The sequence below is a fragment of the Saprospira sp. CCB-QB6 genome, assembly GCF_028464065.1.
GTDB lineage: Bacteria > Bacteroidota > Bacteroidia > Chitinophagales > Saprospiraceae > Saprospira.
The window spans coordinates 1,758,996-1,783,662 of sequence record NZ_CP116808.1; the positions used below are offsets into that span (position 1 = coordinate 1,758,996).

The 24,667-nt window shown below is 44.9% G+C and carries 29 protein-coding genes and 3 tRNA genes; 6 read left to right on the forward strand and 26 right to left on the reverse strand.

The genetic code is table 11. The features are described from left to right. Positions 1–2 precede the first annotated feature (2 nt). From rplR to rpsL, 21 genes are all read right to left on the reverse strand, one after another. The gene (rplR, locus tag PPO43_RS06840; RefSeq protein ID WP_272621067.1) at positions 3–383 is read right to left on the reverse strand and encodes a 50S ribosomal protein L18; all 381 of its coding nucleotides are present in this window, start codon (positions 381–383) and stop codon (positions 3–5) included. 59 nt (positions 384–442) lie between these two features. Then, a complete protein-coding gene (gene rplF / locus PPO43_RS06845; RefSeq protein ID WP_272621068.1) occupies positions 443–997 on the reverse strand; it encodes a 50S ribosomal protein L6 in 555 nt (184 codons plus the stop codon). Positions 998–1,038: 41 nt separating this feature from the next. Then, positions 1,039–1,443, reverse strand: a complete 405-nt coding sequence (rpsH, locus tag PPO43_RS06850) for a 30S ribosomal protein S8 (protein WP_272621069.1) — start codon at positions 1,441–1,443, stop codon at positions 1,039–1,041. Between the two features lie 97 nt (positions 1,444–1,540). Further along, positions 1,541–1,810 carry a 30S ribosomal protein S14 gene (rpsN, locus tag PPO43_RS06855; RefSeq protein ID WP_272621070.1) on the reverse strand — a complete coding sequence of 90 codons (270 nt, stop codon included), beginning with the start codon at positions 1,808–1,810 and terminating at the stop codon, positions 1,541–1,543. A gap of 2 nt (positions 1,811–1,812) precedes the next feature. Next, the gene (gene rplE / locus PPO43_RS06860) at positions 1,813–2,367 is read right to left on the reverse strand and encodes a 50S ribosomal protein L5 (RefSeq protein ID WP_272621071.1); all 555 of its coding nucleotides are present in this window, start codon (positions 2,365–2,367) and stop codon (positions 1,813–1,815) included. Positions 2,368–2,369: 2 nt separating this feature from the next. Then, complete coding sequence (rplX, locus tag PPO43_RS06865) at positions 2,370–2,699, reverse strand: 50S ribosomal protein L24 (RefSeq protein WP_272621072.1); 330 nt, start codon at positions 2,697–2,699, stop codon at positions 2,370–2,372. A gap of 2 nt (positions 2,700–2,701) precedes the next feature. Beyond that, a complete protein-coding gene (gene rplN / locus PPO43_RS06870) occupies positions 2,702–3,070 on the reverse strand; it encodes a 50S ribosomal protein L14 (protein ID WP_002659023.1) in 369 nt (122 codons plus the stop codon). 12 nt (positions 3,071–3,082) lie between these two features. After that, a complete protein-coding gene (gene rpsQ / locus PPO43_RS06875; RefSeq protein ID WP_015692198.1) occupies positions 3,083–3,349 on the reverse strand; it encodes a 30S ribosomal protein S17 in 267 nt (88 codons plus the stop codon). A 27-nt stretch (positions 3,350–3,376) separates the two neighbouring features. Next, positions 3,377–3,628: a 50S ribosomal protein L29 gene (gene rpmC / locus PPO43_RS06880; RefSeq protein ID WP_272621073.1), complete on the reverse strand. Its 252-nt coding sequence runs from the start codon at positions 3,626–3,628 to the stop codon at positions 3,377–3,379. A gap of 14 nt (positions 3,629–3,642) precedes the next feature. Continuing rightward, positions 3,643–4,065, reverse strand: a complete 423-nt coding sequence (rplP, locus tag PPO43_RS06885) for a 50S ribosomal protein L16 (RefSeq protein WP_002659020.1) — start codon at positions 4,063–4,065, stop codon at positions 3,643–3,645. 129 nt (positions 4,066–4,194) lie between these two features. Beyond that, the gene (rpsC, locus tag PPO43_RS06890; RefSeq protein ID WP_272621074.1) at positions 4,195–4,959 is read right to left on the reverse strand and encodes a 30S ribosomal protein S3; all 765 of its coding nucleotides are present in this window, start codon (positions 4,957–4,959) and stop codon (positions 4,195–4,197) included. A gap of 18 nt (positions 4,960–4,977) precedes the next feature. Further along, entirely contained in the window at positions 4,978–5,403 is a 426-nt protein-coding gene (rplV, locus tag PPO43_RS06895; RefSeq protein WP_015692201.1) for a 50S ribosomal protein L22, read from the reverse strand. A gap of 41 nt (positions 5,404–5,444) precedes the next feature. Continuing rightward, positions 5,445–5,714: a 30S ribosomal protein S19 gene (gene rpsS, locus PPO43_RS06900; RefSeq protein WP_272621075.1), complete on the reverse strand. Its 270-nt coding sequence runs from the start codon at positions 5,712–5,714 to the stop codon at positions 5,445–5,447. Between the two features lie 2 nt (positions 5,715–5,716). Continuing rightward, positions 5,717–6,556: a 50S ribosomal protein L2 gene (gene rplB / locus PPO43_RS06905; protein WP_272621076.1), complete on the reverse strand. Its 840-nt coding sequence runs from the start codon at positions 6,554–6,556 to the stop codon at positions 5,717–5,719. 235 nt (positions 6,557–6,791) lie between these two features. Next, a complete protein-coding gene (gene rplW, locus PPO43_RS06910; protein WP_272621077.1) occupies positions 6,792–7,154 on the reverse strand; it encodes a 50S ribosomal protein L23 in 363 nt (120 codons plus the stop codon). A gap of 30 nt (positions 7,155–7,184) precedes the next feature. Next, positions 7,185–7,994 (reverse strand): 50S ribosomal protein L4, encoded by an 810-nt coding sequence (gene rplD, locus PPO43_RS06915; protein ID WP_272621078.1) that lies wholly within the window; start codon positions 7,992–7,994, stop codon positions 7,185–7,187. Between the two features lies 1 nt (position 7,995). Beyond that, entirely contained in the window at positions 7,996–8,682 is a 687-nt protein-coding gene (rplC, locus tag PPO43_RS06920; protein ID WP_272621079.1) for a 50S ribosomal protein L3, read from the reverse strand. A 41-nt stretch (positions 8,683–8,723) separates the two neighbouring features. Further along, the gene (rpsJ, locus tag PPO43_RS06925; protein WP_015692206.1) at positions 8,724–9,032 is read right to left on the reverse strand and encodes a 30S ribosomal protein S10; all 309 of its coding nucleotides are present in this window, start codon (positions 9,030–9,032) and stop codon (positions 8,724–8,726) included. A gap of 250 nt (positions 9,033–9,282) precedes the next feature. Then, complete coding sequence (gene fusA / locus PPO43_RS06930; protein ID WP_272621080.1) at positions 9,283–11,415, reverse strand: elongation factor G; 2,133 nt, start codon at positions 11,413–11,415, stop codon at positions 9,283–9,285. A 48-nt stretch (positions 11,416–11,463) separates the two neighbouring features. Further along, positions 11,464–11,937, reverse strand: a complete 474-nt coding sequence (gene rpsG / locus PPO43_RS06935; RefSeq protein ID WP_272621081.1) for a 30S ribosomal protein S7 — start codon at positions 11,935–11,937, stop codon at positions 11,464–11,466. A gap of 126 nt (positions 11,938–12,063) precedes the next feature. Further along, on the reverse strand, positions 12,064–12,447 hold the full coding sequence (gene rpsL, locus PPO43_RS06940) for a 30S ribosomal protein S12 (protein ID WP_270100555.1): 384 nt from the start codon (positions 12,445–12,447) through the stop codon (positions 12,064–12,066). Between the two features lie 634 nt (positions 12,448–13,081). Here rpsL and PPO43_RS06945 point away from each other — a divergent pair. Next, a complete protein-coding gene (locus PPO43_RS06945) occupies positions 13,082–16,078 on the forward strand; it encodes a glycoside hydrolase family 3 N-terminal domain-containing protein (RefSeq protein WP_272621082.1) in 2,997 nt (998 codons plus the stop codon). Between the two features lie 10 nt (positions 16,079–16,088). Here PPO43_RS06945 and PPO43_RS06950 read toward each other — a convergent pair whose 3' ends face one another. The 4 genes from PPO43_RS06950 to PPO43_RS06965 all read right to left on the reverse strand — a co-directional run bounded on the left by PPO43_RS06950 (position 16,089) and on the right by PPO43_RS06965 (position 19,984). Next, positions 16,089–17,042 (reverse strand): HipA domain-containing protein, encoded by a 954-nt coding sequence (locus PPO43_RS06950; protein ID WP_272621083.1) that lies wholly within the window; start codon positions 17,040–17,042, stop codon positions 16,089–16,091. Beyond that, on the reverse strand, positions 17,035–17,364 hold the full coding sequence (locus tag PPO43_RS06955) for a HipA N-terminal domain-containing protein (RefSeq protein WP_015692212.1): 330 nt from the start codon (positions 17,362–17,364) through the stop codon (positions 17,035–17,037). Before PPO43_RS06955 ends, PPO43_RS06950 begins: the two co-directional genes overlap by 8 nt. Beyond that, entirely contained in the window at positions 17,339–17,575 is a 237-nt protein-coding gene (locus tag PPO43_RS06960; protein ID WP_002658994.1) for a helix-turn-helix domain-containing protein, read from the reverse strand. Before PPO43_RS06960 ends, PPO43_RS06955 begins: the two co-directional genes overlap by 26 nt. Positions 17,576–17,911: 336 nt before the next feature. Continuing rightward, positions 17,912–19,984: a hypothetical protein gene (locus tag PPO43_RS06965; protein WP_272621084.1), complete on the reverse strand. Its 2,073-nt coding sequence runs from the start codon at positions 19,982–19,984 to the stop codon at positions 17,912–17,914. Between the two features lie 276 nt (positions 19,985–20,260). Between PPO43_RS06965 and PPO43_RS06970 the strand changes: the two genes are divergently transcribed. The 5 genes from PPO43_RS06970 to PPO43_RS06990 all read left to right on the forward strand — a co-directional run bounded on the left by PPO43_RS06970 (position 20,261) and on the right by PPO43_RS06990 (position 23,765). Continuing rightward, entirely contained in the window at positions 20,261–22,597 is a 2,337-nt protein-coding gene (locus PPO43_RS06970) for a tetratricopeptide repeat-containing sensor histidine kinase (RefSeq protein WP_272621086.1), read from the forward strand. Continuing rightward, positions 22,587–23,429, forward strand: coding sequence for a DNA-binding response regulator (locus tag PPO43_RS06975; RefSeq protein ID WP_272621087.1), 843 nt, complete (start codon positions 22,587–22,589; stop codon positions 23,427–23,429). The genes PPO43_RS06970 and PPO43_RS06975 overlap by 11 nt, the downstream gene beginning before the upstream one ends. Positions 23,430–23,488: 59 nt before the next feature. Further along, positions 23,489–23,560: transfer RNA gene (locus PPO43_RS06980), tRNA-Glu, on the forward strand. Between the two features lie 31 nt (positions 23,561–23,591). Further along, positions 23,592–23,663 (forward strand) — tRNA-Glu (locus PPO43_RS06985). Positions 23,664–23,693: 30 nt separating this feature from the next. Continuing rightward, positions 23,694–23,765: transfer RNA gene (locus PPO43_RS06990), tRNA-Glu, on the forward strand. A 44-nt stretch (positions 23,766–23,809) separates the two neighbouring features. On the opposite strand, the gene PPO43_RS06995 is transcribed toward PPO43_RS06990, so the two are convergent. Then, on the reverse strand, positions 23,810–24,559 hold the full coding sequence (locus tag PPO43_RS06995; RefSeq protein ID WP_272621089.1) for a hypothetical protein: 750 nt from the start codon (positions 24,557–24,559) through the stop codon (positions 23,810–23,812). Positions 24,560–24,667 lie beyond the last annotated feature (108 nt).

A 24,667-nucleotide genomic window follows, 5' to 3' on the forward strand; every position in this document is an offset into this window, starting at 1 on the left:
GATTAGAATTGAAGGAGCTCATTGCTACCATCTTCTTTTTGAGCACCGCGAGCACCTTCAGCGAGGGCTTTGATGCGGCCGTGGTAGAGATAGCCACCACGATCGAAGATAACAGTGTTGATACCTTTTTCGATTGCTTTTTTAGCAACTAGGCCACCAACAAGGCGAGCTGTTTCAGATTTATTGACATTTTGGCCATCAATTCCGTCTTCTTTAGAGCTAGCGGAGACCAAGGTTGTACCAGCGATATCATCGATAAGCTGGACATATATATGAGAGTTGCTTCTGTATACTGTCATGCGTGGACGCTCGGCAGTACCTTTAAGCTTTTTGCGGATTCTTCTGTGAATGCGCTGACGACGAGTCATTTGTTTTGAAGCCATAATAGAGAGCTATAAAACTGTTCGCAAAAAATGAAAAAATTAGATGAAGGAGGCTGCGCTTATTTAGCAGCGGTTTTACCGGCTTTTCTACGGATTTGTTCTCCTTTGAAGCGTACCCCTTTGCCTTTGTAAGGTTCGGGTTTGCGGAAGCTACGAATTTTGGCAGCAACTTGGCCGATAAGGTGCTTATCGAAAGACTCTAGAGTCACCAAAGGAGCTGAACCTTTTTTAGTTTCGGTAGTTACGCTAACTTCATCGGGAAGGTAGAACATAACGGGGTGAGAATAACCTAGGGCCAATTCTAGGAGTTGGCCTTTATTGCTAGCGCGGTAACCCACACCATGCAATTCTAGTTCTACTTTGTAGCCTTGAGAAACTCCTTCAATCATGTTAGCGATCAGCTGGCGGTAAAGGCCATGCATAGCTTTATGACGTTTTTGCTCGGTAGCGCGAGATACTAGTACCTGACCATCTTCAATTTTGGCAGAGATACCAGAAGAGGCAATTTCTTGAGATAGTTGGCCTTTAGCGCCTTTTACCTCTACGATATTACCTTTGATATTAACTTCTACGCCCGCTGGAATTTCAATAGGCAGTTTTCCTATACGAGACATGCTATTATTTTTTAAATCTTATTAAAATCTGAGAAAAGGGCTTAGTAGATGTAGAAGAGTACTTCACCACCTACATTCTCTTCACGAGCTTTTTTGTCTGTGATTACCCCTTTAGAGGTAGAGATGATTGCCAAGCCTAGGCCGTTAATGATACGGGGAAGCTCACCAGCCTTCACATAGTGACGGAGGCCTGGGCGGCTAACACGCTTCATTTTACGAATAACGGGCTGCTTAGAAGAAGCATCGTATTTGAGAGCGATTTTGATAACTCCTTGTTTGTTAGAAGTTTCTTCAAACTTGTAACGGAGGATATAGCCCTGATCATAAAGAATTTCAGTAATTCTTTTTTTCAGATTCGAGGCTGGGATTTCGACGACGCGATGTTTAGCCATCTGGGCATTGCGGATTCGAGTTAGGTAGTCCGCAACAGGATCTGTTACTGCCATGATTGCAATGTTATCGCTAAAATTATCTCAGTGAAGAGAGATCTTTTAGCTGATGAATAAATTTTGAATTCTAGTTCGAAAGCGTAGAGAGTGAAAATTACCAGCTAGCCTTGGTTACACCAGGAATTTTACCAGCTAGAGCCATTTCGCGGAACTTCACACGGCAGAGGCCAAATTGGCGCATGTAGCCTTTAGGACGTCCTGTAAGTTTGCAACGGTTGTGCAAGCGGACTTTAGAAGAGTTCTTGGGCAACTTATCTAGTTCGTCCCAACGACCTTCATTTTTGAGTTGTTCGCGGCGAGCAGCATATTTTTGCACTAGGCGCTCTCTTTTCTTTTCTCTTGCGATTACGGATTTACGGGCCATAATTAGCTTTTAGTTTTAAAGGGTAGTCCAAGAAGAGTGAGTAATTCTAGAGATTCCTCATCTGTTGGAGCAGAAGTGACAAAAGTGATATCCATACCTGTGATACGAGGGATTTTATCCAAGTTAATCTCAGGGAAGATAATTTGTTCTGTTACACCTAGGGTGTAATTACCTCTACCATCAAAACTTTTGTTGCTGATACCACGGAAGTCACGTACACGAGGAAGAGCAACATTGATTAGGCGATCGAGGAATTCATACATATTTGTGCCACGTAGTGTTACGCGAGCACCAATAGGCATACCTTCACGAAGCTTGAAGTTTGAAATCGACTTCTTGGCTTTAGTTTTCACGGCACGCTGACCTGTGATAAGAGTTAGCTCCTCGACAGCATTATCAACCAACTTTTTGTCAGAGGTAGCCATCCCTACACCTTGGCTTACGCAGATCTTTTCCAACTTGGGTACTTGCATGATGCTTTTGTACTGAAACTTTTCTTTCAGCTTAGCAACCACCTCTTCTTGGTACTTCTGCTTTAATCTAGGTTGATAGCTCATTATTAAATAGCTTGATTTGATTTCTTAGAAATGCGGACTTTTTTGCCGTCTTGAATTTCCATTTTCACCTTGCTAGCAACGCCTTCAGCGTCTACAAGCATAAGGTTAGAAACGTGAATAGAGGCTTCTTTTTCGATGATTCCACCTGCGCGTTCGTTAGTAGCACGGATGTGTTTTTTTACCTTATTGAGGCCTTCTACAAGTGCACGTTGCTCTAGAGGGAAAGTTTTTACTACTTTACCAGTATTGCCTTTCTCGTCTCCAGAGATCACTTTTACGGTGTCTCCCACTTTTACGTGTAGTTTCACCTTAGTTTGCTTTTTGTTTGCCATGATTATAGTACTTCAGGAGCGAGTGAAACAATTTTCATAAAGTCGCGCTCGCGCAACTCACGGGCTACTGGGCCAAAAATACGAGTTCCTCTAGGCTCTTCCGAGGCATTGAGGAGAACAACTGCATTGTCATCAAAGCGAATATAAGAACCGTCTTGGCGACGAATTTCTTTTTTCGTGCGTACGATTACCGCTTTAGAAACAACGCCTTTTTTTACCTGACCGCCAGGAGCTGCATCCTTTACCGTAACTACAATAATGTCACCGATAGAGGCATAACGACGTTTAGAGCCACCAAGTACCTTAATACAAAGTACTTCTTTGGCTCCCGTGTTATCAGCTACTCGCAGTCTACTTTCTGCTTGTATCATGATAAAATATAATTATTTCGCACGTTCAATAATCTCAACCAGTCTCCAGCGCTTCTTTTTGCTCAAGGGTCGAGTTTCCATAATGCGAACGACATCGCCAGTGTTGCAGTCGTTCTTCTCATCATGAGCGCTAAATTTCTTGGTAGTTTTTACAAACTTACCATAAATAGGGTGCTTTACCCGGCGCTCAACAGAAACAGTGATGGTTTTATCCATCTTGTTGCTGGTCACGATACCCACACGTTGCTTGCGCAGATTGCGTGTTGATTCTGTTGCCATTAGATTAGATTTAAAATTTTTCTATTCCTATTTCTTCTTTCTACGAGCCCGGATGCGATCCCGCTTAAGGTCACCAGCTTCTTCTAGCTGCTTCAATTCACGAGCACGAAGCTCTGTTTTGATTCTCGCAATGTTTTTACGAGTCAGCTTAAGATCGCTAGGACGGGCCAAAGCAGAAACATTGTGCTGATAAACCATCTCTTGCAAAGCAGTTTCTGCTTGCTCAAGGGCTTCTTTCAGCTGCTCGTCTGTCATAGACGTTGCCTTAATCTTGTCCATTACCTATAAGTCTATTATTGTTCTACATAATCGTTGCGCACGACAAACTTCATCTTGACGGGCAACTTTTGAGCGGCTAGGCGCAAAGCCTCTTCAGCAATAGATCGCTTAACTCCATCAATTTCAAACAGAACACGACCTGGCTTAATTACAGCAACATAGTGAGACAAAGCTCCCTTACCCTTACCCATACGTACTTCGTTGGGCTTCTTAGTGATAGGCTTATCGGGGAAAATTCGGATCCATACCTTTCCTTCACGTTTCATATAGCGAGTCATCGCAATACGAGCCGCCTCAATCTGACGGTTGGTAATCCAACCCTCTTCCAAGGTTTTAATGCCGAATGTCCCGAAAGAAATTTTAGAACCGCGATGGGCAATACCTTTGATACGGCCCTTCTGCTGCTTGCGGTATTTGGTTCTTCTCGGTTGTAACATTATTAATGTATTGTGCTACGTTCAAATAAAATTAGCCCTATTTGGCCTCCCCTATACTCATAAGGAAGGCCAAAAGTGGCTGCAAAAATAAGTTTTTTCTTGCAAAACTCCTTATTTACAGGAGGTTTTTTAAGACTTTCTACGACGGTTGTTGTCACGACCACCACGACGGTTGTTGTCACGACCACCACGACGGTTGTTGTCACGACCACTACCACCACGGCCACCACGACCACTACGGCTCTGCTGACTAGGGAATAGATCTACTTTGTCATAAATTTCCCCACGACAAATCCATACCTTTACCCCAATCTTACCATATACAGTCTGAGCCTCAACAATAGCGTAATCGATATCTGCACGGAAAGTATGCAAAGGAGAACGTCCTTCTTTATACTCCTCAGAACGAGACATATCTGAACCATTCAAACGACCAGACAAACGTACTTTGATACCCTCGGCACCAGCACGCATAGTTGATTGAATAGACATTTTTGTTGCCTTACGGTAATTGATACGCGCCTCCAATTGCTTAGCGATAGTCTCACCAACAATCTGTGCGTTCAATTCAGGCTTGCGGATTTCAAAGATGTTGATCTGCACTTCTTTACCTGTCAACTTCTTCAACTCCTCACGAATACGGTCAACCTCTTGGCCACCTTTACCGATAATAATACCAGGACGTGATGTATGAATAGTTACAGTAACACGCTTGAGCGTACGCTCAATCACAATACGTGCAATACCACCTTTCTCTACGCGAACGCGTAGATAGGCACGGATCTTCTCATCCTCTACTACTTTCTCCGCATAGTCCTTGCCGCCAAACCAGTTAGAATCCCAGCCGCGTACAATCCCCAGACGGTTACCTATTGGATTAGTTTTCTGTCCCATAAGTTTTGACTTAAGATTTTAATCGTTTGATGCTTCAATTTCTTCTGCCACTTCTTCCTCTACTACAAAATCAGTAGGAAGAGCTACGGTATTCTCTACCACCAAACTTACGTGACAAGAATGTTTACGAATACGGTGCGCACGACCATGTGGCGCAGGCTGAAAACGCTTGAGCTGAGGCCCTTGGTCAACCCAAATAGCCTTCACGACCAAGCCATACTCATCTGCCTCCTCACCAGTCAATACAGACCAGTTCGCTACTGCAGATAATAGCATCTTCTCCAAATGACGAGCACCTTCCTTACGGGTAAATTTTACAATACCCAAAGCCTTTGATACAGGTAGACCACGGACAATATCCGCAGACAAACGCATCTTGCGCGCAGACATCCGACAGCCTTTCAACTTCGCCGTCGCCTGTACCGTCTCATTATTATATTGCATGACTTTATGCTGCTTTTATTTTATTAAAATTAGATCCTGGGCTATTTCTTTCTGTTTCCAGAGTGCCCGCGATAAGTACGTGTAGGAGCAAACTCTCCCAACTTATGACCTACCATGTTCTCTGTTACATATACGGGTACAAATGTACGACCATTATGCACAGCGATGGTCTCGCCTACCATCTGAGGAATAATCATAGAAGAACGTGACCAGGTTTTGATAACACCTTTCTTCTTTGAACTCTTCGACTTGATCAATTTTTTGATCAACTTGTGGTAAACGTATGGTCCTTTTTTCAGTGAACGTGCCATATCTATTTCTTATTTTTACCTGTTTTTCTACGCGTGATGATAAACTTGTCTGAGTACTTCTTGGTCTTGCGCGTCTTCTGTCCCTTGGCCATAATGTTGCCACGAGAACGAGGATGACCTCCAGAAGCACGGCCCTCACCACCACCCATGGGGTGATCTACAGGGTTCATGGCTACACCACGTACTCGAGGACGACGGCCCAACCAACGCTTGCGACCAGCCTTACCCAATACCTGCAAACCATGGTCAGGGTTAGATACTGTACCCACAGTAGCTCTACACTCAGCCAATACCAAGCGAGTCTCACCAGAAGGCATCTTAATGATCACATACTTGCCATCACGACCAGCCAAAGTAGCAGAAGTACCTGCACTTCTTACCAATGTGGCCCCTTTACCAGGACGAGTCTCAATAGCATGAATGGTTGTTCCCAAAGGAATTTTGCTCAAAGGCAAGCTGTTCCCCAAGTTAGGAGCAATCTCAGCTCCAGACAATAGGATATCTCCTACCTTCAATTTGTGAGGCGCCAAAATATAGCGCTTCTCTCCATCAGCGTATACCAACAAAGCAATAAAAGCTGTACGGTTGGGATCATACTCAATGCTCTTTACAGTAGCAGGAATCCCATCCTTGTTGCGCTTAAAGTCAATTACACGATAACGACGCTTGTGTCCTCCACCTCTCTGGCGAACAGTCATGCGTCCTTGTCCATTTCTACCCCCAGTTTTCGAGCTCTTACGAATAAGGCTCTTCTCTGGCTTGTCTGTGGTCACTTCCGCAAAAGTGTTCCCAAGCCGAGTTCTAGTACCAGGCGTAATCGGATTATACTTCTTAACTGGCATGTTAAACTACGAATTTATCAGTTTCGCAAACTATAGTGAATAATATAAATTTAGATCATCCTACTTTTTTGGGGCCTGCCCTCGCTTCGCTCAGGCCGTTCCCTTCCGCAGCTCGCAAGCCTGCTCGGCCCTTTCGGGCTGCCGGCAAAGCCGGCACCGCTACAGGCAACTAGGCCTGCGGCGGCTCCGCCGCCTGCTTTACGCAGAAAATAAAATGTCTATTTTCTCTTAAACTCTAGGCTTCAGCAGCCTCAGTTTCATTTCCATCTACTTCTTCCAACTCCTCTTCCGTGTCGATACCGTAGAAACCTTCGATGAACTCACCCTCAGCAACAGTAACTACTGCCTTTTTGAAAGGGCTTGTACGCCCACTTACCATACGACCCTTTACTACGCGTGATTTACGCTTACCTGGGCGAATAGAAGTGTTTACGTCGTCTACAGTTACACCAAACTGCTCCTCAACCGCTTTCTTGATCTCAATTTTGTTGGCGTCCATTGCCACCACAAAAGTGTATTTCGTAGAAATTGGGTTGTCAGCCAACTCAGTGCTCTTCTCAGAAAGAAGCGGCTTAATGATGATTGCTTTCTTTGCCATTTTAGCCGTTTTTTAGCAAGCTTTATAATATTATTTAGTCAAAAGAGCTGTAATAGCAGCCAATGCACTCTCTGTAATGACCAAGCATTCTGCATTCATTGTCTCATAAACATTCAAGTCACGAGCATTGATTACATCAGCTTGAGAGAGGTTGCGGGCAGACAATGCTACATTAGTGTATAGCGCGTCATAAACCTTATCTTGCTCCTCTAGCGTTTTTTCATATTCCGCTACAGTTGCTTCATAAGCTTTCAAATCCGCTACATAAGCCTGATTGAACTCTTTTTGCTGAGCCGCTTTACGTCCACGGCCCTTCTGCAAACGAGGAGCCTTAGGCGCTGCAGGTGCTACAGGAGCATCTACCAACAACAAGCTCTTCTTGTTTGCAATATTCAAAGCCTCCAAAAACTTGATGTAGTTCTTGGTCTTAGCTGCATCAAACTTCAAGTCCTCAACAACCAAAATACGGTTGTCTTGAGCTTTGTTACTCAAAGCAGCTTTACGAGCCAAACGGCTAACTTTTTTGTTTAGCTTAATGCCATAGTTACGAGGGCGGGGACCGAATACACGTCCTCCTCCTCTAAACAAAGGGTTCTTGATGCTACCCTTACGCGCTCCACCCGTACCTTTCTGGCGGTGTAGCTTGCGCGTAGAACCTGCAATCTCTGCACGTTCTTTAGACTTATGGGTGCCCTGGCGCTGATGAGCAAGGTACTGCTTTACAGCCAAGTAAACTACGTGCTCGTGATTTTCTTTCAGCTCCAAACCAAAGACATCACTAGAGAGTTCGACCTCTCTACCCAAGCCTTTTCCGTTGATATCTAATACTTCTAGTTTCATTTTACTTCTTCACGATTACAATAGAGCCCTTGTGACCAGGAATAGCTCCTTTGATTAGCAAAATATTTTTCTCAGGAAACATTTTCAATACGCTGAGCTTCTTCACAGTTACACGCTTGCCACCCATACGGCCAGCCATGCGCATACCTTTGAATACCTTTGCAGGATAAGAACAAGCTCCGATTGCTCCAGGTGCACGTCCGCGGTTGTGCTGACCGTGTGTACGCATACCCACACCAGCAAATCCGTGGCGTTTTACAACACCCTGGAATCCTTTTCCTTTTGAAGTACCTACTACCTGTACTGTATCGCCTTCAGCAAATACCTCCTCGGCAGTTAGGGTTTCGCCAAGCGCTTTCTCTGTGTAAAATTCTCTGAATTCTACCAAGTGACGAGGGTAAACTGTTACCTCTTGTCCACGCTTGTTTTCTTTTACAGCACTTGCTGCCTTAGCCCCCTCTTCTTTGTGGGCTTTTTGGCTTTCAAAGTGACCTTTCAAAGGCTGGCTAACATTTTTTGATCTGCGCTCGCCGAAGCCTAGCTGCAGAGCATCATAACCATCTGTTTCCTGCGTCTTCACCTGAGTAATGGTGCAGGGCCCCAGCTCTACTACAGTACACGCAAGGTTTGCGCCGCCTTCAGTGTAGATGCTGGTCATTCCAATTTTTCTTCCAATTAATCCTTCCACGGTTCTTTAACTTTTTGGAATTCTAGATTAACAAATTCTGCTTACATCAATTTCACTTGGATATCTACCCCTGAAGGAAGCTCTAGCTTCTCTAGGGCGCTTACTGTCTTAGCAGTAGAGCTGTAGATTTCGATCAAGCGTTTGTGAGTACGCAGTTGGAATTGCTCCCGTGATTTCTTATTCACGTGCGGTGAACGCAAAACAGTGAATACCTTCTTCTCGGTGGGCAGCGGAATCGGACCGGTTACAACTGCGCCGGTGTTACGAACGGTTTGTACAATCTTAGCAGTAGACTTGTCCACGAGATTGTGATCGTAGGAACGTAACTTGATTCTGATTTTTTGATTCATGCCTCTTACATGATTTAAAAAAATAGATAAATAAGATTTCTAATAGCTGTTGATTTGGGTACCAGCTGTTTTGGCCTAGCGATGTGCAGCAGTGGCGCGAAGCGCCAGACCGAGCATAGCGAGGGCCGAGCGAACAGCGAGCTGCGAAACGTAGCGCCGCAAGGCGAAGCCGCAGCGGAGGCCCCAAAAAAACAAAAAAAAGCCAACCACCTTCCAGCAAATGGAAAGCGGCGGCTTTTAAAATTTATGACTAACCAGCGACACCCTTAGCGTCTTCGATTACTTTCTTGGCGATTCCCTCAGGAGCCTGAGCATAGTGAGAGAACTCCATAGTAGAAGAAGCACGACCAGAAGTTAGGGTACGTAGTTCAGTGATATAACCAAACATTTCTGATAGAGGTACATCAGCTTTTACAACGATAGCGCCACCACGTCCTTCTTGACCTTTTAGGAGGCCACGACGACGGTTAAGGTCGCCAATAACTGTACCTGTGTACTCTTCAGGAGTGATTACTTCCAATTTCATGATGGGTTCCATGATTACGGGCTTAGTCTGACGAGCAGCGGCCTTGAAACCTTCTTTAGCACAAAGCTCAAAAGCGATAGGCTTAGAGTCAACGTTGTGCATAGATCCATCATAAACGCGAACTTTCATAGAGTCCATACCGTATCCAGCCAATACACCATTGTCCATCATAGACTCAAAGCCTTTAGTGATGGGGTTGATATAAGCTTTATCGATAGATCCCCCTACGATAGCCCACTCGAATTGCAAGCGTGCCTTACCAGACTTGAACTCTTCGCTTTCGAGGAATTCCTCATCAGCAGGTCCGAGTTCGAACTCCATATCGGCAAATAGACCAGAACCACCAGACTGTTTCTTCAAGCGTTCGCGGTGAGTAACAGAAGTAGTTAGAGCCTCTTTATAGTTTACTTGAGGAGCACCTTGGTTAACTTCAACTTTGAACTCGCGTTTGAGGCGGTCCACGATGATTTCCAAGTGCAACTCACCCATACCGCTAATTACGGTTTGAGCAGTTTCCTCATTATATGTAGCGCGGAAAGTAGGATCTTCCTCCATGAGTTTGGCCAAAGCCATACCCAATTTCTCTACATCTTTCTGAGTTTTAGGCTCGATCGCCAAACCGATTACAGGCTCGGGGAAAGTCATGCTTTCCAAAACGATCGGGTTGTCTACAGAACAAAGAGTATCACCAGTTTTGATGTCCTTAAATCCTACAGCAGCAGCGATATCACCAGCACCTACTTCAGGAATTGCATTCTGTTGGTTAGAGTGCATTTGATAGAGGCGAGAGATACGCTCCTTCTTCCCAGAACGAGTGTTGAGAATGTAAGAACCAGCTTCGAGTACACCAGAGTAAGCGCGGAAGAAAGCCAAGCGACCTACATAGGGGTCAGTAGCGATCTTAAATGCCAAAGCAGAGAAAGGAGCATCGTAAGAAGCGGGGCGAACCTCTTCTTCTTCTGTCTCAGGGTTAGTTCCCTTTACTTCCTCTACATCCAAAGGAGAAGGCAAGAATGCACATACGGCATCCAATACAGCTTGTACCCCTTTGTTTTTAAATGCAGTACCACACATTACAGGGATGATACTCATATCACATACAGCAGAACGGATCGCTGTGCGGATTTCGTCAGCTGAGATAGACTCAGGATCCTCAAAGAATTTCTCCAACAAAGACTCATCATAGTCAGCAACAGCTTCTAGCAATTGCTCACGAGCCTCAGCTACAGTATCCTCCAAGTCAGCAGGCATTTCTACTACCTCATAAGTCATACCCATATCGTGTTCATTCCAAACGATAGCCTGACCAGTGATAAGGTCTACTACACCTTTGAAATCATCTTCAGAACCGATTGGCACCTGAAGAGGAATAGCATTAGCACCCAACATGTCGCGCATTTGTTGAACAGTACCGAAGAAATCAGCACCAGTGCGGTCCATTTTGTTTACGAATGCGATACGAGGAACTTTGAAACCATCGGCTAGGCGCCAGTTAGTTTCAGACTGAGGCTGTACCCCACTAGAAGCACAGAAAAGGAACACGAGTCCGTCCAATACACGCAAAGAACGAGACACCTCTACAGTAAAGTCTACGTGACCGGGTGTGTCGATAATGTTTACGTGGTAAGACTGATCTTGCCATTTCCAGCTGGTGGTTGTTGCAGCAGAGGTGATCGTGATACCACGCTCCTGCTCCTGCTCCATCCAGTCCATGGTAGCTCCACCATCGTGAACCTCACCGATCTTGTGAGTCAAACCAGTGTAGAACAATACCCGCTCAGTGGTAGTGGTCTTACCGGCATCAATGTGTGCAGCAATACCAATGTTTCTAGTGAATACTAGGTCTTTCTTTGCCATGACTTTGGTGGCTTTTGAAAAAGGTTAAAATAAAATATATAGAGTTGATTAGCGTGCGAAGTGAGCAAATGCACGGTTAGATTCAGCCATGCGGTGCGTATCTTCTTTCTTCTTCACAGCCTGGCCTTCACCTTTAGCTGCAGCTAAAATTTCTTGAGAGAGTTTGTTTGCCATCCCTTTACCAGAACGCGCACGGGCGTACTTGATCATCCACTTCATGGCAATTGACATCCGGCGACCCGGACGAATTTCTGTGGGAATTTGGAAGGTAGCCCCTCCAATACGGCGAGAACGCACCTCTACCTGAGGCATTACGTTCTTAAGCGCTTTGTGAAATACCTCCTGAGCGGTTTCTTCCCCCTCAGAGCGCTCGCCTACAATGTCCATGGCATCATAGAATACACGGAATGCCGTGCTCTTCTTGCCATCCAACATCATCATATTCACGAATCTTGTGATCGTGCTGTCTCCATAGCGCGGATCGGGCTCGATTTGCCGCACCTTCGGTTTACGTTTTCTCATGTCTTAAATTTTAATGTCGTTGCGTGAACTTCGAAAAGTAACTGCCCCCTAAGGGCTGGTCCACTCTTCAACCCCAGCTTTTCTAGGGTTTACCTCAACAAATAAGGATCTTCGTCTAAGTGCGAATTACTTCTTCGCAGCCTTAGGACGCTTGGTACCATAACGTGAACGAGCTTGCTTACGATCGTTTACACCCGCAGTATCCAAAGCACCACGTACAATTGTATAACGTACACCAGGAAGGTCTTTTACACGACCACCACGTACCAATACGATTGAGTGCTCCTGCAAGTTGTGACCCTCACCAGGAATGTAAGCAATTACCTCGATACCATTGGTCAAACGTACCTTGGCTACTTTACGCAAAGCTGAGTTAGGCTTCTTGGGTGTAGTCGTGTATACACGAGTACAGACACCGCGTTTCTGAGGACATGCGTCCAACGCTCTGGCCTTGCTCTTCTTGACGATAAGCTTCCTTCCGTTGCGTACTAATTGATTAATAGTTGGCATCTAATAATTATTTTTACAGATAAACAGAGACAATAAATAACTGCCCTTAGATGGACTAAGGGTTTGCCTAAGCGTTTGCAAAGGTAACACTAATTCTAGTTTTATTAAAATGATTTTTAAACTTTTAGGCAGTTTTTTAAACTTTTTAGGCGCTATTTTCAAAAAAAAGCTTTCTAACTGATTATCAGTTAGTTTTAGGGGCCTGCGGGCTACGCCCGCCACTCCCCTTCAGGGCTCGCAAGCCTGCTCGGCCCTTTGGCGGCGGCTTTGCCGCCGCCTCGGTCTGGCCTACGGCCACCCTTGCGGGCAGCTAGGCCGCTCTACCTTTTTCTTTGCTTTGCAGGACCTTCTTCGGCCTTTTTGGTCCCAAAAAAAAGTTTTTCGCTTCTCTGCTCTCCAAAACTCCTTACACTGCCTTATTTTGCGCTAAAAGAAAAATGCTCCCCCCTCTCCTACTCTAGCCACTGAGGCCCAGGCAGCATCGGCCCAGCGCTGCGCAGCGGTGGCCGAAGGCGGCAGACCAAAGCCCGTAGGGCTGCAGGGCCGAGCGAACAGCGAGCTGCGAAACGTAGCGCCGCAAGCGCAGCGCAGCGGAGGCCCCAAAAAATATTCATCGCCTTAAATCATCCAACTTATGCGCTTTCGTCTTGGCTATCTGGCCTTTATGCCCATCCTCTTTTTTAGCTTTTTGATGTGCCAATCGAGCCTACCCCCTGATTCTCCAGAGCTTGGCCCTCAACTTTTTCGGCAAAAAGCCCAACTCCAAGCGCTAGAAACTCGCATTTTGGCGCAGGAAGAAGCTTGGATTAATGAGCGTTGGGAAAGCATGCGCCCCGAAGAGCGACTGGGCCAACTTTTTATGGTGGCCGCCTACCCATTGCAGGGCAAAAATGATGAAATCCGTATGAAAAACCTGATCCAAAAGGAGCATTTGGGCGGAGTCGTGCTTTTTAAAGGCCCACCTACTCGAGCAGCTAGTCTTTGTAATAAGTACCAAGCTTGGGCGCCAAAAGTCCCGCTTTTAGTGGCTATTGATGGCGAATGGGGCCTAGCCATGCGGCTCGACTCTATCATTAATTACCCTCGACAATTGCTTTTTGGGGCCCTGCCCGACAATCGCCTGATTTATGATTTTGGGAAAGAAGTGGCTCGACAAGCCCAGCATATTGGCATTCATATCAATTTTGCGCCCGTAGTTGATATTAACAACAATGCCGCAAATCCCGTGATTGGCGACCGCTCTTTTGGCGAGCAAAAACGCAATGTTACGGCCAAAGCCTATCAATATATGCGAGGCATGCAAGATCATGGGCTAATGGCCTGCGCCAAGCATTTTCCGGGACATGGCGATACGGATGTCGATTCTCATTACGATTTACCGCAAATCAAACATCCTAGGAGTCGATTGGATAGCCTAGAACTCTATCCTTTTCGGCAGTTGATTCCCCAAGGTTTGGGCTCTATTATGGTGGCCCACCTGAATATTCCGGCTCTAGACCCTAGAGAGAAGCGGCCCACCACCCTTTCCTACGCCACCATCCAAAAGCTCCTCAAAGAAGAGCTCAACTTTAAGGGCCTTGTCATTACCGATGCCATGAATATGCAGGGGGTAGCCAAGCATTATGGGCCTGGCCAAGCCGATGTAGAAGCCCTAAAAGCGGGGAATGACATCCTATTAATGTCTCAAAGAGTGGCACAATCTAAAAAAATGATTTTGGCCGCCTTGAAAAAAGGCGATTTGAGTTGGGAGGACCTAGAACAGCGCATCCGCAAGATTTTACGAGCTAAATACAGAGCGGGATTGGCGAATTACAAGCCCGTATCGACTAAAAATGTGGTCAAAAATATCAATAATCAAGCGGCCCAAGATTTATATAAGAAAATATTAGGGCAGAGTTTGACCCTAGTGGCCAATCCCGATAGCCTGCTACCGCTTCGTCAAATCAAGGGACGAAAAATAGCGAGTCTTTGCATTGGTTCTGGCCGTAAAAATAGTTTTCAATTAGAACTGCAGCGCTATGGCATTCAGCAGCATTTTTATGCGGGCACAAGGATTTCGGCAGCTCAAGAGCGGCGTTTATTGCAGCAATTGGGGCAGCAAGAAGTTGTCTTTGTGGCTCTTGATCGTCTTCGTCGAAAGCAAAAAGATCGTTTTGGGGTATCGAGTTCAGTGGAGCGATTTGTCAAAAAGCTGAGCAAAAAGACCAAGGTCGTACTTATCGCCTTTGGCAGTCCTTATAGCTTGGGCTATTTTGAAGAAGTTCCCTATCTCTCTTGTGCTTATGTGAACGATCGCTCGGCCCAAATTCAGGCTGCTCGAGCTGTAGTTGGCGCTCAATCTTTTATGGGCCAACTGCCTGTTTCGGCCAGTAAAAACTTAAAAGCGGGCTTAGGCGTCAAAACCCAGGTTTTCCGTATGCCCCAGGCCGAGAGTCCCGAATCTATGGGCATGCGCAGCGATATTCTAAATCAGATTGATGAAATTGCCGAAGAAGCGATTCGCAAAAAGGCCACCCCTGGTTGCCAAGTCCTTGTGGCCAAATCAGGAAAAATTGTTTTTCATAAGGCCTACGGTCATCATACCTACGCCAAAAAGCGTCCACAGCGCTTAGATGATGTTTATGACTTGGCTTCTGTAACCAAGGTAGCGGCTACAACCATGACCCTCATGCACCTTTATGAGCGGGGCTTAATTGATTTGGATGCTCCATTGGGCCAATATATTCCTGAACTCAAGGGCAGCAACAAAGCCAATTTGAAAATTCGGGCTGTTTTAGCGCATCAGGCGGGGCTCAAGCCTTGGATCCCCTTTTATGCCAAAACCTTGGATGAGAATAAGCGCCCAATGGATAGCCTCTATCGCAAAAAACCTCAAGATCCTTATCAAGTTCGGATTGCAGAGGGGCTTTATTTCCATAAAGATAAGGTAAAGCCCTATTTGTGGGACCGTATTATTCAGCAAGACCTCAGGGGGCGGACCAACTATAAATACAGCGATTTAGGCTTCTATTTATTTGCTCGTTTGGTAGAAGAAGTAAGTGGACAAACCCTAGATCAATATGTTCAAGAGCATTTTTATGCGCCTATGGGCCTAGAATATACGGGCTTCAACCCCTTAAATCGAAAAATTAGCAAAAGCCAGATTATTCCCAGCGAAGAAGATAAATACTACCGCTACCAAAAGGTCCAAGGCGATGTGCATGATATGGGCGCGGCTATGCTGGCTGGGGTTTCTGGACATGCGGGACTTTTTTCTCAGGGCCAAGAACTAGCCGCTATTTATCAGCTTTGGCTCAATGGAGGCAACTATAAGGGCCGCCAATACCTCAAAGAGAGCACAATTGCCCTATTTACGAAGCAATATAGTTCCCGCTCTCGCCGAGGCTTGGGCTTTGATCGCAAAGAAATTACCGACCCCAACGCTTCCATTAATGTAGCCAAACAAGCATCGCCCAATACTTTTGGACATCTGGGCTTTACCGGCATTGGCGCTTGGGCCGACCCCGATAATGAGCTGATTTATATATTTTTATCCAATAGAACTTATCCAGATAGCGAAAATATGCAGCTTATTCGCTTAGATATTCGGACTAGAATTCATGAGCTTTGTTATCAGGCTTTGGGGAAATAGTATTTCTAAGCTAACGCAATAATTTATTTCTTCTGCTTTGGAAAAGTTGTATATACTGCCTTTTAGTCTTCTCATCTAAAAAAGAGCTGTTTACTAGCGCTTCTACTCTTTGATTTACCCCTTCCGATAAAAATCTTTTAAAACAACGATTTACCCAGCTTATAGGCAGAGCAGCTAAATCTGCCAATTTGTAAAATTGAGCCTTGACTTTCCCTTTTCTTAATTCCGCAGGTAATAAGCCATCTAAAGCAAAGGTTTTATCTTCTATATGTAGACGCGTATTTAACAAATCAAAAGCAGGACTCAATCCGTAGTCTCCTGTTTGTCTTTCTAGTAGGGCAAAATTCTTTAAGTGCGCATCTCCATTGGAAATCAAATAATTAAATACGATAAGCTCAAATAACTTCCTAGACTCTATTTTATAGGTAGGAACTTCTCTTAGCACTTCAAATAGCTCTAAATAACTTCCTTTATACTTGTAAAAAGTCCCATCTGTGGCTGATGTTTTGCCCAATAAAGCCGCAAAATCTTCCTGCTTGAGACGTTGTTCCCCAATCAGGTCATAGCGCTTACATAAATACGCAAAATCCCCCTCCCCTACTCTTATTAAGGCATTAGTTGCTACTTCTATCCCAAAAACTTGCCAAGCTAATTGCATACTTAAATGCTCATTAGCTGGCATTAAAGTCATTTTTTTATGCTCAGAAAGCCCTATAGGCTTAGCAAAAAAATGACTAAGCTCTCCTTTTTGTGCTAAACGCAAAATCCCTCCATCCAACACGATAGCCTTTTTTTCCTGTACGCCAGAAATAGATAAAAGTTTAGCTGTACTTGGAGCTGACCTAGCTAAGTTAATTCGATTAACTAAAGGTTGTCCATCAAATAATACATCTAAACACCTTTTATCATAATCTACATCTCGTGCTTTTAAAGGCCCTAAACAACACAAACAACGTCTAAACATCCTCTACATCTTTTAAGGTAATCGCCCCAGTAGCATCTTCTACTGCCAAGCGCAATAAGAGCCCAAAATCATCATCCTCATCAATTTTTAAATCCCGACAAAGACGTTTTCGAAAGCCTCCCTCTGGCAAAATGCTAAAGAAATAAGCAAAAAGGTGCTCTGACCGATATTCCTGCTGACTTTTCGGCATCCTAAAAATTATACTAGGCCGCAAAGGATCTGCAAACCAAGCATCCCGATAACGAAAGCCAAAACTGCCATCTTTTTCCTGCCAAATATCAGCCGCCTCTTCCCCTTTAAATAAAACTGTCGCTTTTCGCATCACTATCTATTGTTCTAATTTCAAAGTTCAATCTCAACCCCATTGTATCCCCCAGTAAAAACAAGGTCCTGAGCGTTGGATTCGCCTTCCCCAATTCCAGTTGCTTCAAAGCCCTTAAACTTACACCAGCTATTTCCGCTAACTCTTCCTGCGTTAATTTAAGCTGTTTTCGCCTCGATTTAATCTGCTTGGCCAAATGTATCCACTCCATTTTTTTGCATTTAATTGTGCACTATAATACACTAAACAGCAAAAACCTAACCATTCCAAGCAGAAAAACAAACATAAGTGCATTTAAAAACACTTTTACTATTTCTTTTTGGGGCTGCCCCGCCCTGCGGGCGGGTCGGGCCATTTCGCAGCTCGCTGTTCGCTCGGCCCTGCAGCCCTACGGGCTTTGGTCTGCCGCCTTCGGCGGCCCTGCTACAGCCCCTCAGCCGATTCGCTGGCTATTCAGCCAGCGAGAGGGCCGTTTGGCTGCGCCATCATCGTTGTATAAAGCCCTAAGGCGGTGCTCTCTTCTGGCCAACAAAGTATTGGACCAACTCTACTTTTTGATGATTTTAGCCCTGCGGCCCAATTCTACTTGCTCTTTTTCAGCTATTAGCTCCCCCCCTTTTTCAATGATAATTTTGGCTTTGGGGCCCAACGTAATTTTAGCCCCCTTTTCTAGTTTCAATTGGCAATCTTTAGCAATATAAAGTCTAGATTTTTTGGCCAAATAACAACTGCTTCCCTGCGCTAAAGTCAAAACTGTAGGCCCCACAAAGCTGCCATTTGCTTGTTGTAGACTCCGATTGGCTGTACCTGAAGGACGCAATTGCAAAACTTGTTTTTTGGCCAAAATGAGATCTACTTGCTCATCTTCACTGCAATTGGGCAAAATAATTTCTCCAGCCCAATCTTGGCCCTCCTTTAATTCAATGGCTTTGCGCTCAATTTCTAAAATATAGCGCTGGTTTTCTGTTGCCAGCACCCGAAGGTGTAAGTCTTGTAAGCGATAAGGCGCCTGAATATCCTTTCTAAAATCATATTTTGGGTAATGGACCAAAGCTGGATTTCCTCCCGCCCAAAGTTGATCTCCTGGACCAAACGCTTGAGTTCGATAGCCTTGAGGCAAAGGTTCTACGCCCTGCATACCAAAACTTTGGTAGAGTTCGCTATAGCCGCCTGTATCATTTTGCTCATAAATAATGGGCATTCCCTCATTTCGGCCCCCATTATAGTTACGGTTATAGGCAATAATTCCATCTTGATTCAGATCGGCCCGAAAAAAGAAAAAGGGATTGGTTCCACTAATGGCATTGGGCCTTAGGCGCTGGAAACGGTAAAGTGGGTTTCCCCAAGCATTGCGTTTAGGTTCTTCTTGGATATAAGTATAATCGTAATTTCCAGCTGCATTAATGGGATAGAGCGCATTACAGGCTGGCGAAAGTGCCCGAACAATTTGTTGCAGGCTATCTATGCCTGTATCGTCTAAATAAGCGTAGAGTCCAGCAGGGGTACCACTCAATTGCAATTGGCCCAGCTGCTGTCCTGCCCAAGCGTGTTCATCAAAGGGATGTAATTTTTGGTGCAGCTCTAGCCAGAGCCATTGGCCTTGGCCCTGCGGCAGCCGAATGCGGAGCGCTTCCTGTTCAGTGCAGAAATCGCCTAGAGCCAAGACCTCTTTTTGACCAAAATCCAGCTCTAAGCTGCGCAAATTGGGCAAATAGCCCATATACCAAGCTTCCCAGGCATTAAAAAGTTGAAAAATGGGGATCGTGCTCGTAGCGCCCCAGCCAATAGCAGGCCGTCTAAAATAATCGCCAACGGCTTGATTGGCCCCAAAAAAGTGGGGCGCATTAAAGAGGCTGTGAGCCAATTCGTGGACAAACACATTAGAGCCCCACATCATGGTAAATCCTTGTTGGATGCTATAGCCTTGATAGCTTTCGAGGCCAATGCTGCCAGGGCTGGCAAAGCCGCCTCCAGAGCCCAGCCAGCGGTTCATGCCGGGGGCGGGTTGTTGGCTCCAATTAGGGGAATAGCGATAGACAAAAATGACATAATCGAGTAAGCTATCGGGGGCTGTATTTTGGTTATTGAATTGGAAATTGGGTCGATTTGTTCTTTGGTCCAGATGGCTAAGGGGCAAATTGGGGTTAGTGGCCATCATGGCAAAAAGGGCTTTGCGGTTCATATCGGACCAGCTGCGGCCGCCGCTAGGGTCGATGCCCACGGCAGCGGCTTGGCCCATACTATCTTTAAAAACCTCAATGGTAAATTGAAATTGCCCTTGAGATTGAAGAAAAAAGAGCGAAGAAGCATTAACGCCCATCTTGCTTAAATTTTCAGGTTCAAAATCGCTGCTATTATTAGCCATAAAGCTGGGGCAGCGGCCTGTTTTTAGGTCAATAGGATTGGGGAGCATATTAGGATTTTGGCCATCCCAGTTGGCTAAATAGTGGTCTTGATTTTTAAAATTGGGGTTAGATTGGGGTTGATTAGTAAAATAGACAGGGACCAAAAGGGCTTTGAGTTGGCCTTTGGGGGTAAATACGCCTCCGTAGGGGGCATAAGGTCCTTTTTGGGCAAAAAGGAAAAGGGGGAAAAAGAGCAAGAATAGAGATAATCGCATAGAAAAATGTATTTTAGTTGGCTAGCTATTCACTTGACTTAAGCGAAGAGGAAATAGCTAAAAGCGAGCTGGCCTAGCGATGTGCAGCAGTGGCCCATAGCGCCAGACCGAAGCCCGAAGGGCTGCAGGGCCGAGCGAATAGCGAGCTGCGAAACGTAGCGCCGACGAGCAAAGCGAGGCGGAGGCCCCAAAACAGCAGCGAGCTGCGAAATGACAACAAGCCCTTTAGGGTCCATTAAGGACCAAAGGAAATAATGCCTAAAAAAGTAAGAAAACATGAGAAGGTTAAGATACATCTTGTACTGTTGTTTGTGGGCTGCTGTTTCATTTGGGCAGGACAGTTTGGCTTGGGAGCAAGAATTGGAGCGTTATTTAAGTGAAGCGGATGCCTTATATCGCAAAGATCGGCGAAAGGCCATGGACATTTTAAAGTTTGTGGAAAGCAAGGCAGAAAAGCTTCGGGATACGGTTGCATTGGCTCGTATTTATAATAATATGGGGCATAGTTATCGGCATTGGGGTTATACTTATCGGGCGGCGGAATTATTTACGAACAGCTATATTTTGATGAAAAACTCGGGCGAGGAATTAGCTGCGGGTTTTGCTTTAGTAGATATTGGTAATCTTTATTATGATTTAAAAAAATATGAGGAAGCCAAGCCTTATTATGAGGGGGCGATTAAGATATTTGACCCTAAGCAGGAAGCTGGGGCGAGGGGCTTAGAGACCTGCTATAACAACTTGGCCTTAGTTGCAGAGCAAAAAGGAGAATATGCGATAGCCGAGCGTTTTTTTAGGAAAGCATTAGCTTCTAGAGCCCAGTTTCAGGATTCCTTTTTATTGGCGCATTCTTACTTTTACTTGAGTCGTTTATCTTTATTTCAAAAAAAGGGAAAGCAGGCAGAGCAGTTTGCGCGAAGCTCTATGGCGCATCGGTCTGGCGGACAAATGCGGGGGCGTTATGATTTAGAATTTTTGCCTATTGCGCAGCACTATGTTTTGGGGGAAGCCTTTCATTTGCAGGGGCAATTAGACAGTGCGGAATATCATTTTTGGTTATCTGTTGAGTTAGCAGAGCCTTATCCACAATTGAGTCCCTACTTCTTAAAATCCTACTATACCTTAGGCCAAATATTTAGAGAAAAAGGGGAAAAGGATCAGGCTGAAAAGCTTTGGAGGGCGGCTTTACAGAAGAGTCAGACGCTTTCTTTTTTTGATGAGAAAGAAAAGCTTTGGAAGGCGTTAATTTCCTTATATCGGGAAGAAGAAAACTATGCGGCCATGGCGGCGGCTTATGAGCAACTCTATGACTTGGTCAAGCGGCAAACGCCTGGAGCATCGGAGAGCATGTTGAGGTTTCATGCGGAGTGGAAAAACTATAACAGTCAAGAGAAATTGGCCCGTCAGGAGTTAGAATTGGCTCAGGAGCAAAAGGAGCAGCGCATACAGTTGTGGATTTTATCCATTATTTTTTGTTTGTTAATGTTATTGGCTGTTTTTGTATTTCTGTTGTATAAAAAGAGTCTGGAGGTTAGTCAGAAAAACATCAGTTTAAGTGAGCAAAACCGTACGATTGCGAGCAAGCAAAAAATCATTAGTGAAAATGCGGAAGAGTTGCGGGAGTTGAATGAGACCAAGGATCTTTTATTTTCGGTTATTGCGCATGATTTACGTGGTCCTTTTAATAGCTTGACGGGCTTTTCGAAATTGATGCAAACCTATATACAGAACAACCGTTGGCAGGAGTTAAAAACCTCTTTTCAGATTTTGGATGAATCTTCTCAGCAGGCCTATTGGATTTTTGAAAATTTATTGGGTTGGATACAGGGGCAAACGGGAAAACTAGAAGCTGAAAATCAGGACATTGATATTCGGCCTATTGTCGAAGAGAGTTTGCGATTGCTCAGTAGTATGCGTTTGCTTAAGAACCTAAACATCTATCAGGATTATGTATCGGCCTATGCCAAAGCAGATCCTTATATGTTGCGTACTGTTTTGCGCAACCTATTGACCAATGCTATTAAGTTCTCTTCAGAGGGTGGAAATATCTATATTCGTAGTTGGGAGGAAAAAAATCTATTGTATATTGAGGTAGAAGATGAGGGAGAAGGCATGAGTAAAGAAGCGATTCACAAGCTCTTTCATACTAAAAAGCTGCAAACCAAGAGTCAAAGTGTTTCTGGTTTGGGGCTTATTTTGGCCAAGCAATTTACAGAATGTATGCAGGGGCAAATTACGATTGAAAGTCAAGAGCAAAAAGGGAGCATTTTTCGCATCAGTCTGCCAATAGGAGAGCAAGCCCAAGTTCCTGTTCCAGAAAGTATCAGCCCAAAAATTCAACCCGCTATTGCCCCCTCCCCACCTAGTGACACTGAAAGCTTCATGCAGCAGCACTTAAATCAGCTTCAGCTTTGTTTGGCTCCTTATCTAAAGGAGCTAGAAATTTTAACTGTTTATGAAGCTTCTGCTTTGAGAAAAATCCTAGAACAACTGCAAGAAAAACCCGAAAACGAATTGGCCCTACAACAGTGGTGCAACCTTTTACAACAAGCCATTTATAATAGTGATCAGCCCCTTTACGAACAACTAACGATTCCTCTTTATGCCCTCTGAGTACCAATATAGTCTTCTTATTGTAGACGATAATCCCCAAAATCGCCTGCTTGCTGTAGAACAGTTAATGCAACAAGAAGAAACCTATAAGATTTTAGCGGCCCCCTCTGCAGCTATTGCCGATAAACTACTAGAACGATACGCTATTGACCTCATTCTCCTTGATTGGGAAATGCCTGGCACTAATGGTATTAGCTTTTTGCAAAAACTCAAAGCCGATCCCCAACATAAAAATATCCCTGTAATTATGTACACGGGTATTATGACGAGCCCTGAATCTTTACGAGAAGCCCTAGATGCTGGCGCTGCCGACTTCTTGCGCAAGCCCGCTGATCCTATCGAATTGCTAGCCCGCTGCCGCTCTATCTTGAGTCGTGATCAATATTATAAAGCTTTACTTCAAGCAGAAGAAGAACGCTCTCGATTTAAATTGCAAGAGCTATCCGCTAGCTTGGTCCAAATTGCCCAACAAAAACGCTTGCTCAAAGAAATTTTAGATGAACTAGAGCAACTAGAAAACCACGGTCCTCTGCGCCAACTCCAAGAAAAAATTAAACATAAACTCAAAGAAGAGGGCAATTGGGCTGAGCTGCAAAACCGCATCCAATTGCTCCATCAAGAATTTATCAAAAAACTAGAAACTACTCATCCCAATATTACCCAAGAAGAGTTAATCTATTGTACCCTAATCTATATGGGCCTCGACCAAAAGGAAATTATGGACATTTTAGACATCACACCAGAGTCTGCCCTGCGCAATAGATACCGCCTCCGACAAAAAATGCAACTCCATAGCCAAGAGCGCGTAGAAGAATATTTGAAAAATATTTAGAAAAAGTTGTGAGATCTCAAATAGCTTATTATATTTGCATCCGCTACAACGAAAGTTATGGCCCATTCGTCTATCGGTTAGGACGCCAGGTTTTCATCCTGGAAAGAGGGGTTCGACTCCCCTATGGGCTACTTTTTTAGTTCTTTTTTTGAACGCCATTATGGCCCATTCGTCTATCGGTTAGGACGCCAGGTTTTCATCCTGGAAAGAGGGGTTCGACTCCCCTATGGGCTACTTTTTTAGTTCTTTTTTGAACGCCATTATGGCCCATTCGTCTATCGGTTAGGACGCCAGGTTTTCATCCTGGAAAGAGGGGTTCGACTCCCCTATGGGCTACGCTTCCGACCTCAGTCAGCATTTGTTGGCTGGGGTCATTTTTTTTAGTGATAACTGCTCCAAGAGCGAGGCGGATTTTTCTTAGTCGCTGGCCGACAAAAATGGTCCATATAAAAGAATAACAACTTTTTGCCAAAGGCAAATGCCTTTTCTTCTGCCGTTTTGGGCATTTCTATGGGCTTAAAATAGCGCCGAACATGCCGCCTAAAATTCTTACTTTTCGACAGTTCTGCCCGAATAGCCATGTAGGTTGCACCCGCATTTATATACGTCAAATGCTGCAACCAACGCAATTCTTTTTTCCGCCAAACACCATCTACTTTGCAGTTAGCGCCCAAGCTATTTAAAGCCCGCTCTACAGGGCGCATGTTCCCATAATGCACTTTTACATGCATACAAATATTGGCCGTTGGTTGATGCGGAATCGTCTGGGCCCAAATGTCTTTCCACAAGCCCTCTAATACATCTGCAGCCTGCTCATAACTAAAATTACTGAGCTCTTTCACCGTTACGGGCCGCCCCAAATGCAGACTAGCCGCACAAGCGCTAATATCTCTAAATGTGCCCACCAACTGCCCCTGCCCTACCCGACAACTGGTCCAATTACTCGCATCTTTTGGGTTGGGGTTGTTCATGCCATTATTGCTAGCTTTGGTCAATTTAAGCCGAAAAGGCGTTTGCATATAGGTCTCAAAATCGGCTAACGGAATCAAGACTTTAAATAATCCTTGTCCAAAACTCCAAGCTGGCAAAAAGAAAAAAAAGCAACAAATAATAAGTCTAGGGAAAATCATAGGTTATCGTTTTGGGGCCTCCGCAGCAGAGCTGCGGCGGTTACTCCCTTCGGTCGTCGAACTGCGCCCTAAAGGGCTTGTTGTCGTTTCGCAGCTCGCTGCTGTTTT

Coding starts and splice junctions, on each gene's coding strand:
- rplR (WP_272621067.1), bottom strand. CDS start 383: ATGGCTTCAAAACAAATGACTCGTCGTCAGCGCATTCACAGAAGAATC.
- rplF (WP_272621068.1), bottom strand. CDS start 997: ATGTCTCGTATAGGAAAACTGCCTATTGAAATTCCAGCGGGCGTAGAA.
- rpsH (WP_272621069.1), bottom strand. CDS start 1,443: ATGGCAGTAACAGATCCTGTTGCGGACTACCTAACTCGAATCCGCAAT.
- rpsN (WP_272621070.1), bottom strand. CDS start 1,810: ATGGCCCGTAAATCCGTAATCGCAAGAGAAAAGAAAAGAGAGCGCCTA.
- rplE (WP_272621071.1), bottom strand. CDS start 2,367: ATGAGCTATCAACCTAGATTAAAGCAGAAGTACCAAGAAGAGGTGGTT.
- rplX (WP_272621072.1), bottom strand. CDS start 2,699: ATGGCAAACAAAAAGCAAACTAAGGTGAAACTACACGTAAAAGTGGGA.
- rplN (WP_002659023.1), bottom strand. CDS start 3,070: ATGATACAAGCAGAAAGTAGACTGCGAGTAGCTGATAACACGGGAGCC.
- rpsQ (WP_015692198.1), bottom strand. CDS start 3,349: ATGGCAACAGAATCAACACGCAATCTGCGCAAGCAACGTGTGGGTATC.
- rpmC (WP_272621073.1), bottom strand. CDS start 3,628: ATGGACAAGATTAAGGCAACGTCTATGACAGACGAGCAGCTGAAAGAA.
- rplP (WP_002659020.1), bottom strand. CDS start 4,065: ATGTTACAACCGAGAAGAACCAAATACCGCAAGCAGCAGAAGGGCCGT.
- rpsC (WP_272621074.1), bottom strand. CDS start 4,959: ATGGGACAGAAAACTAATCCAATAGGTAACCGTCTGGGGATTGTACGC.
- rplV (WP_015692201.1), bottom strand. CDS start 5,403: ATGCAATATAATAATGAGACGGTACAGGCGACGGCGAAGTTGAAAGGC.
- rpsS (WP_272621075.1), bottom strand. CDS start 5,714: ATGGCACGTTCACTGAAAAAAGGACCATACGTTTACCACAAGTTGATC.
- rplB (WP_272621076.1), bottom strand. CDS start 6,556: ATGCCAGTTAAGAAGTATAATCCGATTACGCCTGGTACTAGAACTCGG.
- rplW (WP_272621077.1), bottom strand. CDS start 7,154: ATGGCAAAGAAAGCAATCATCATTAAGCCGCTTCTTTCTGAGAAGAGC.
- rplD (WP_272621078.1), bottom strand. CDS start 7,994: ATGAAACTAGAAGTATTAGATATCAACGGAAAAGGCTTGGGTAGAGAG.
- rpsJ (WP_015692206.1), bottom strand. CDS start 9,032: ATGAATCAAAAAATCAGAATCAAGTTACGTTCCTACGATCACAATCTC.
- fusA (WP_272621080.1), bottom strand. CDS start 11,415: ATGGCAAAGAAAGACCTAGTATTCACTAGAAACATTGGTATTGCTGCA.
- rpsG (WP_272621081.1), bottom strand. CDS start 11,937: ATGAGAAAACGTAAACCGAAGGTGCGGCAAATCGAGCCCGATCCGCGC.
- rpsL (WP_270100555.1), bottom strand. CDS start 12,447: ATGCCAACTATTAATCAATTAGTACGCAACGGAAGGAAGCTTATCGTC.
- PPO43_RS06945 (WP_272621082.1), top strand. CDS start 13,082: ATGCGCTTTCGTCTTGGCTATCTGGCCTTTATGCCCATCCTCTTTTTT.
- PPO43_RS06950 (WP_272621083.1), bottom strand. CDS start 17,042: ATGTTTAGACGTTGTTTGTGTTGTTTAGGGCCTTTAAAAGCACGAGAT.
- PPO43_RS06955 (WP_015692212.1), bottom strand. CDS start 17,364: ATGCGAAAAGCGACAGTTTTATTTAAAGGGGAAGAGGCGGCTGATATT.
- PPO43_RS06960 (WP_002658994.1), bottom strand. CDS start 17,575: ATGGAGTGGATACATTTGGCCAAGCAGATTAAATCGAGGCGAAAACAG.
- PPO43_RS06965 (WP_272621084.1), bottom strand. CDS start 19,984: ATGCGATTATCTCTATTCTTGCTCTTTTTCCCCCTTTTCCTTTTTGCC.
- PPO43_RS06970 (WP_272621086.1), top strand. CDS start 20,261: ATGAGAAGGTTAAGATACATCTTGTACTGTTGTTTGTGGGCTGCTGTT.
- PPO43_RS06975 (WP_272621087.1), top strand. CDS start 22,587: ATGCCCTCTGAGTACCAATATAGTCTTCTTATTGTAGACGATAATCCC.
- PPO43_RS06995 (WP_272621089.1), bottom strand. CDS start 24,559: ATGATTTTCCCTAGACTTATTATTTGTTGCTTTTTTTTCTTTTTGCCA.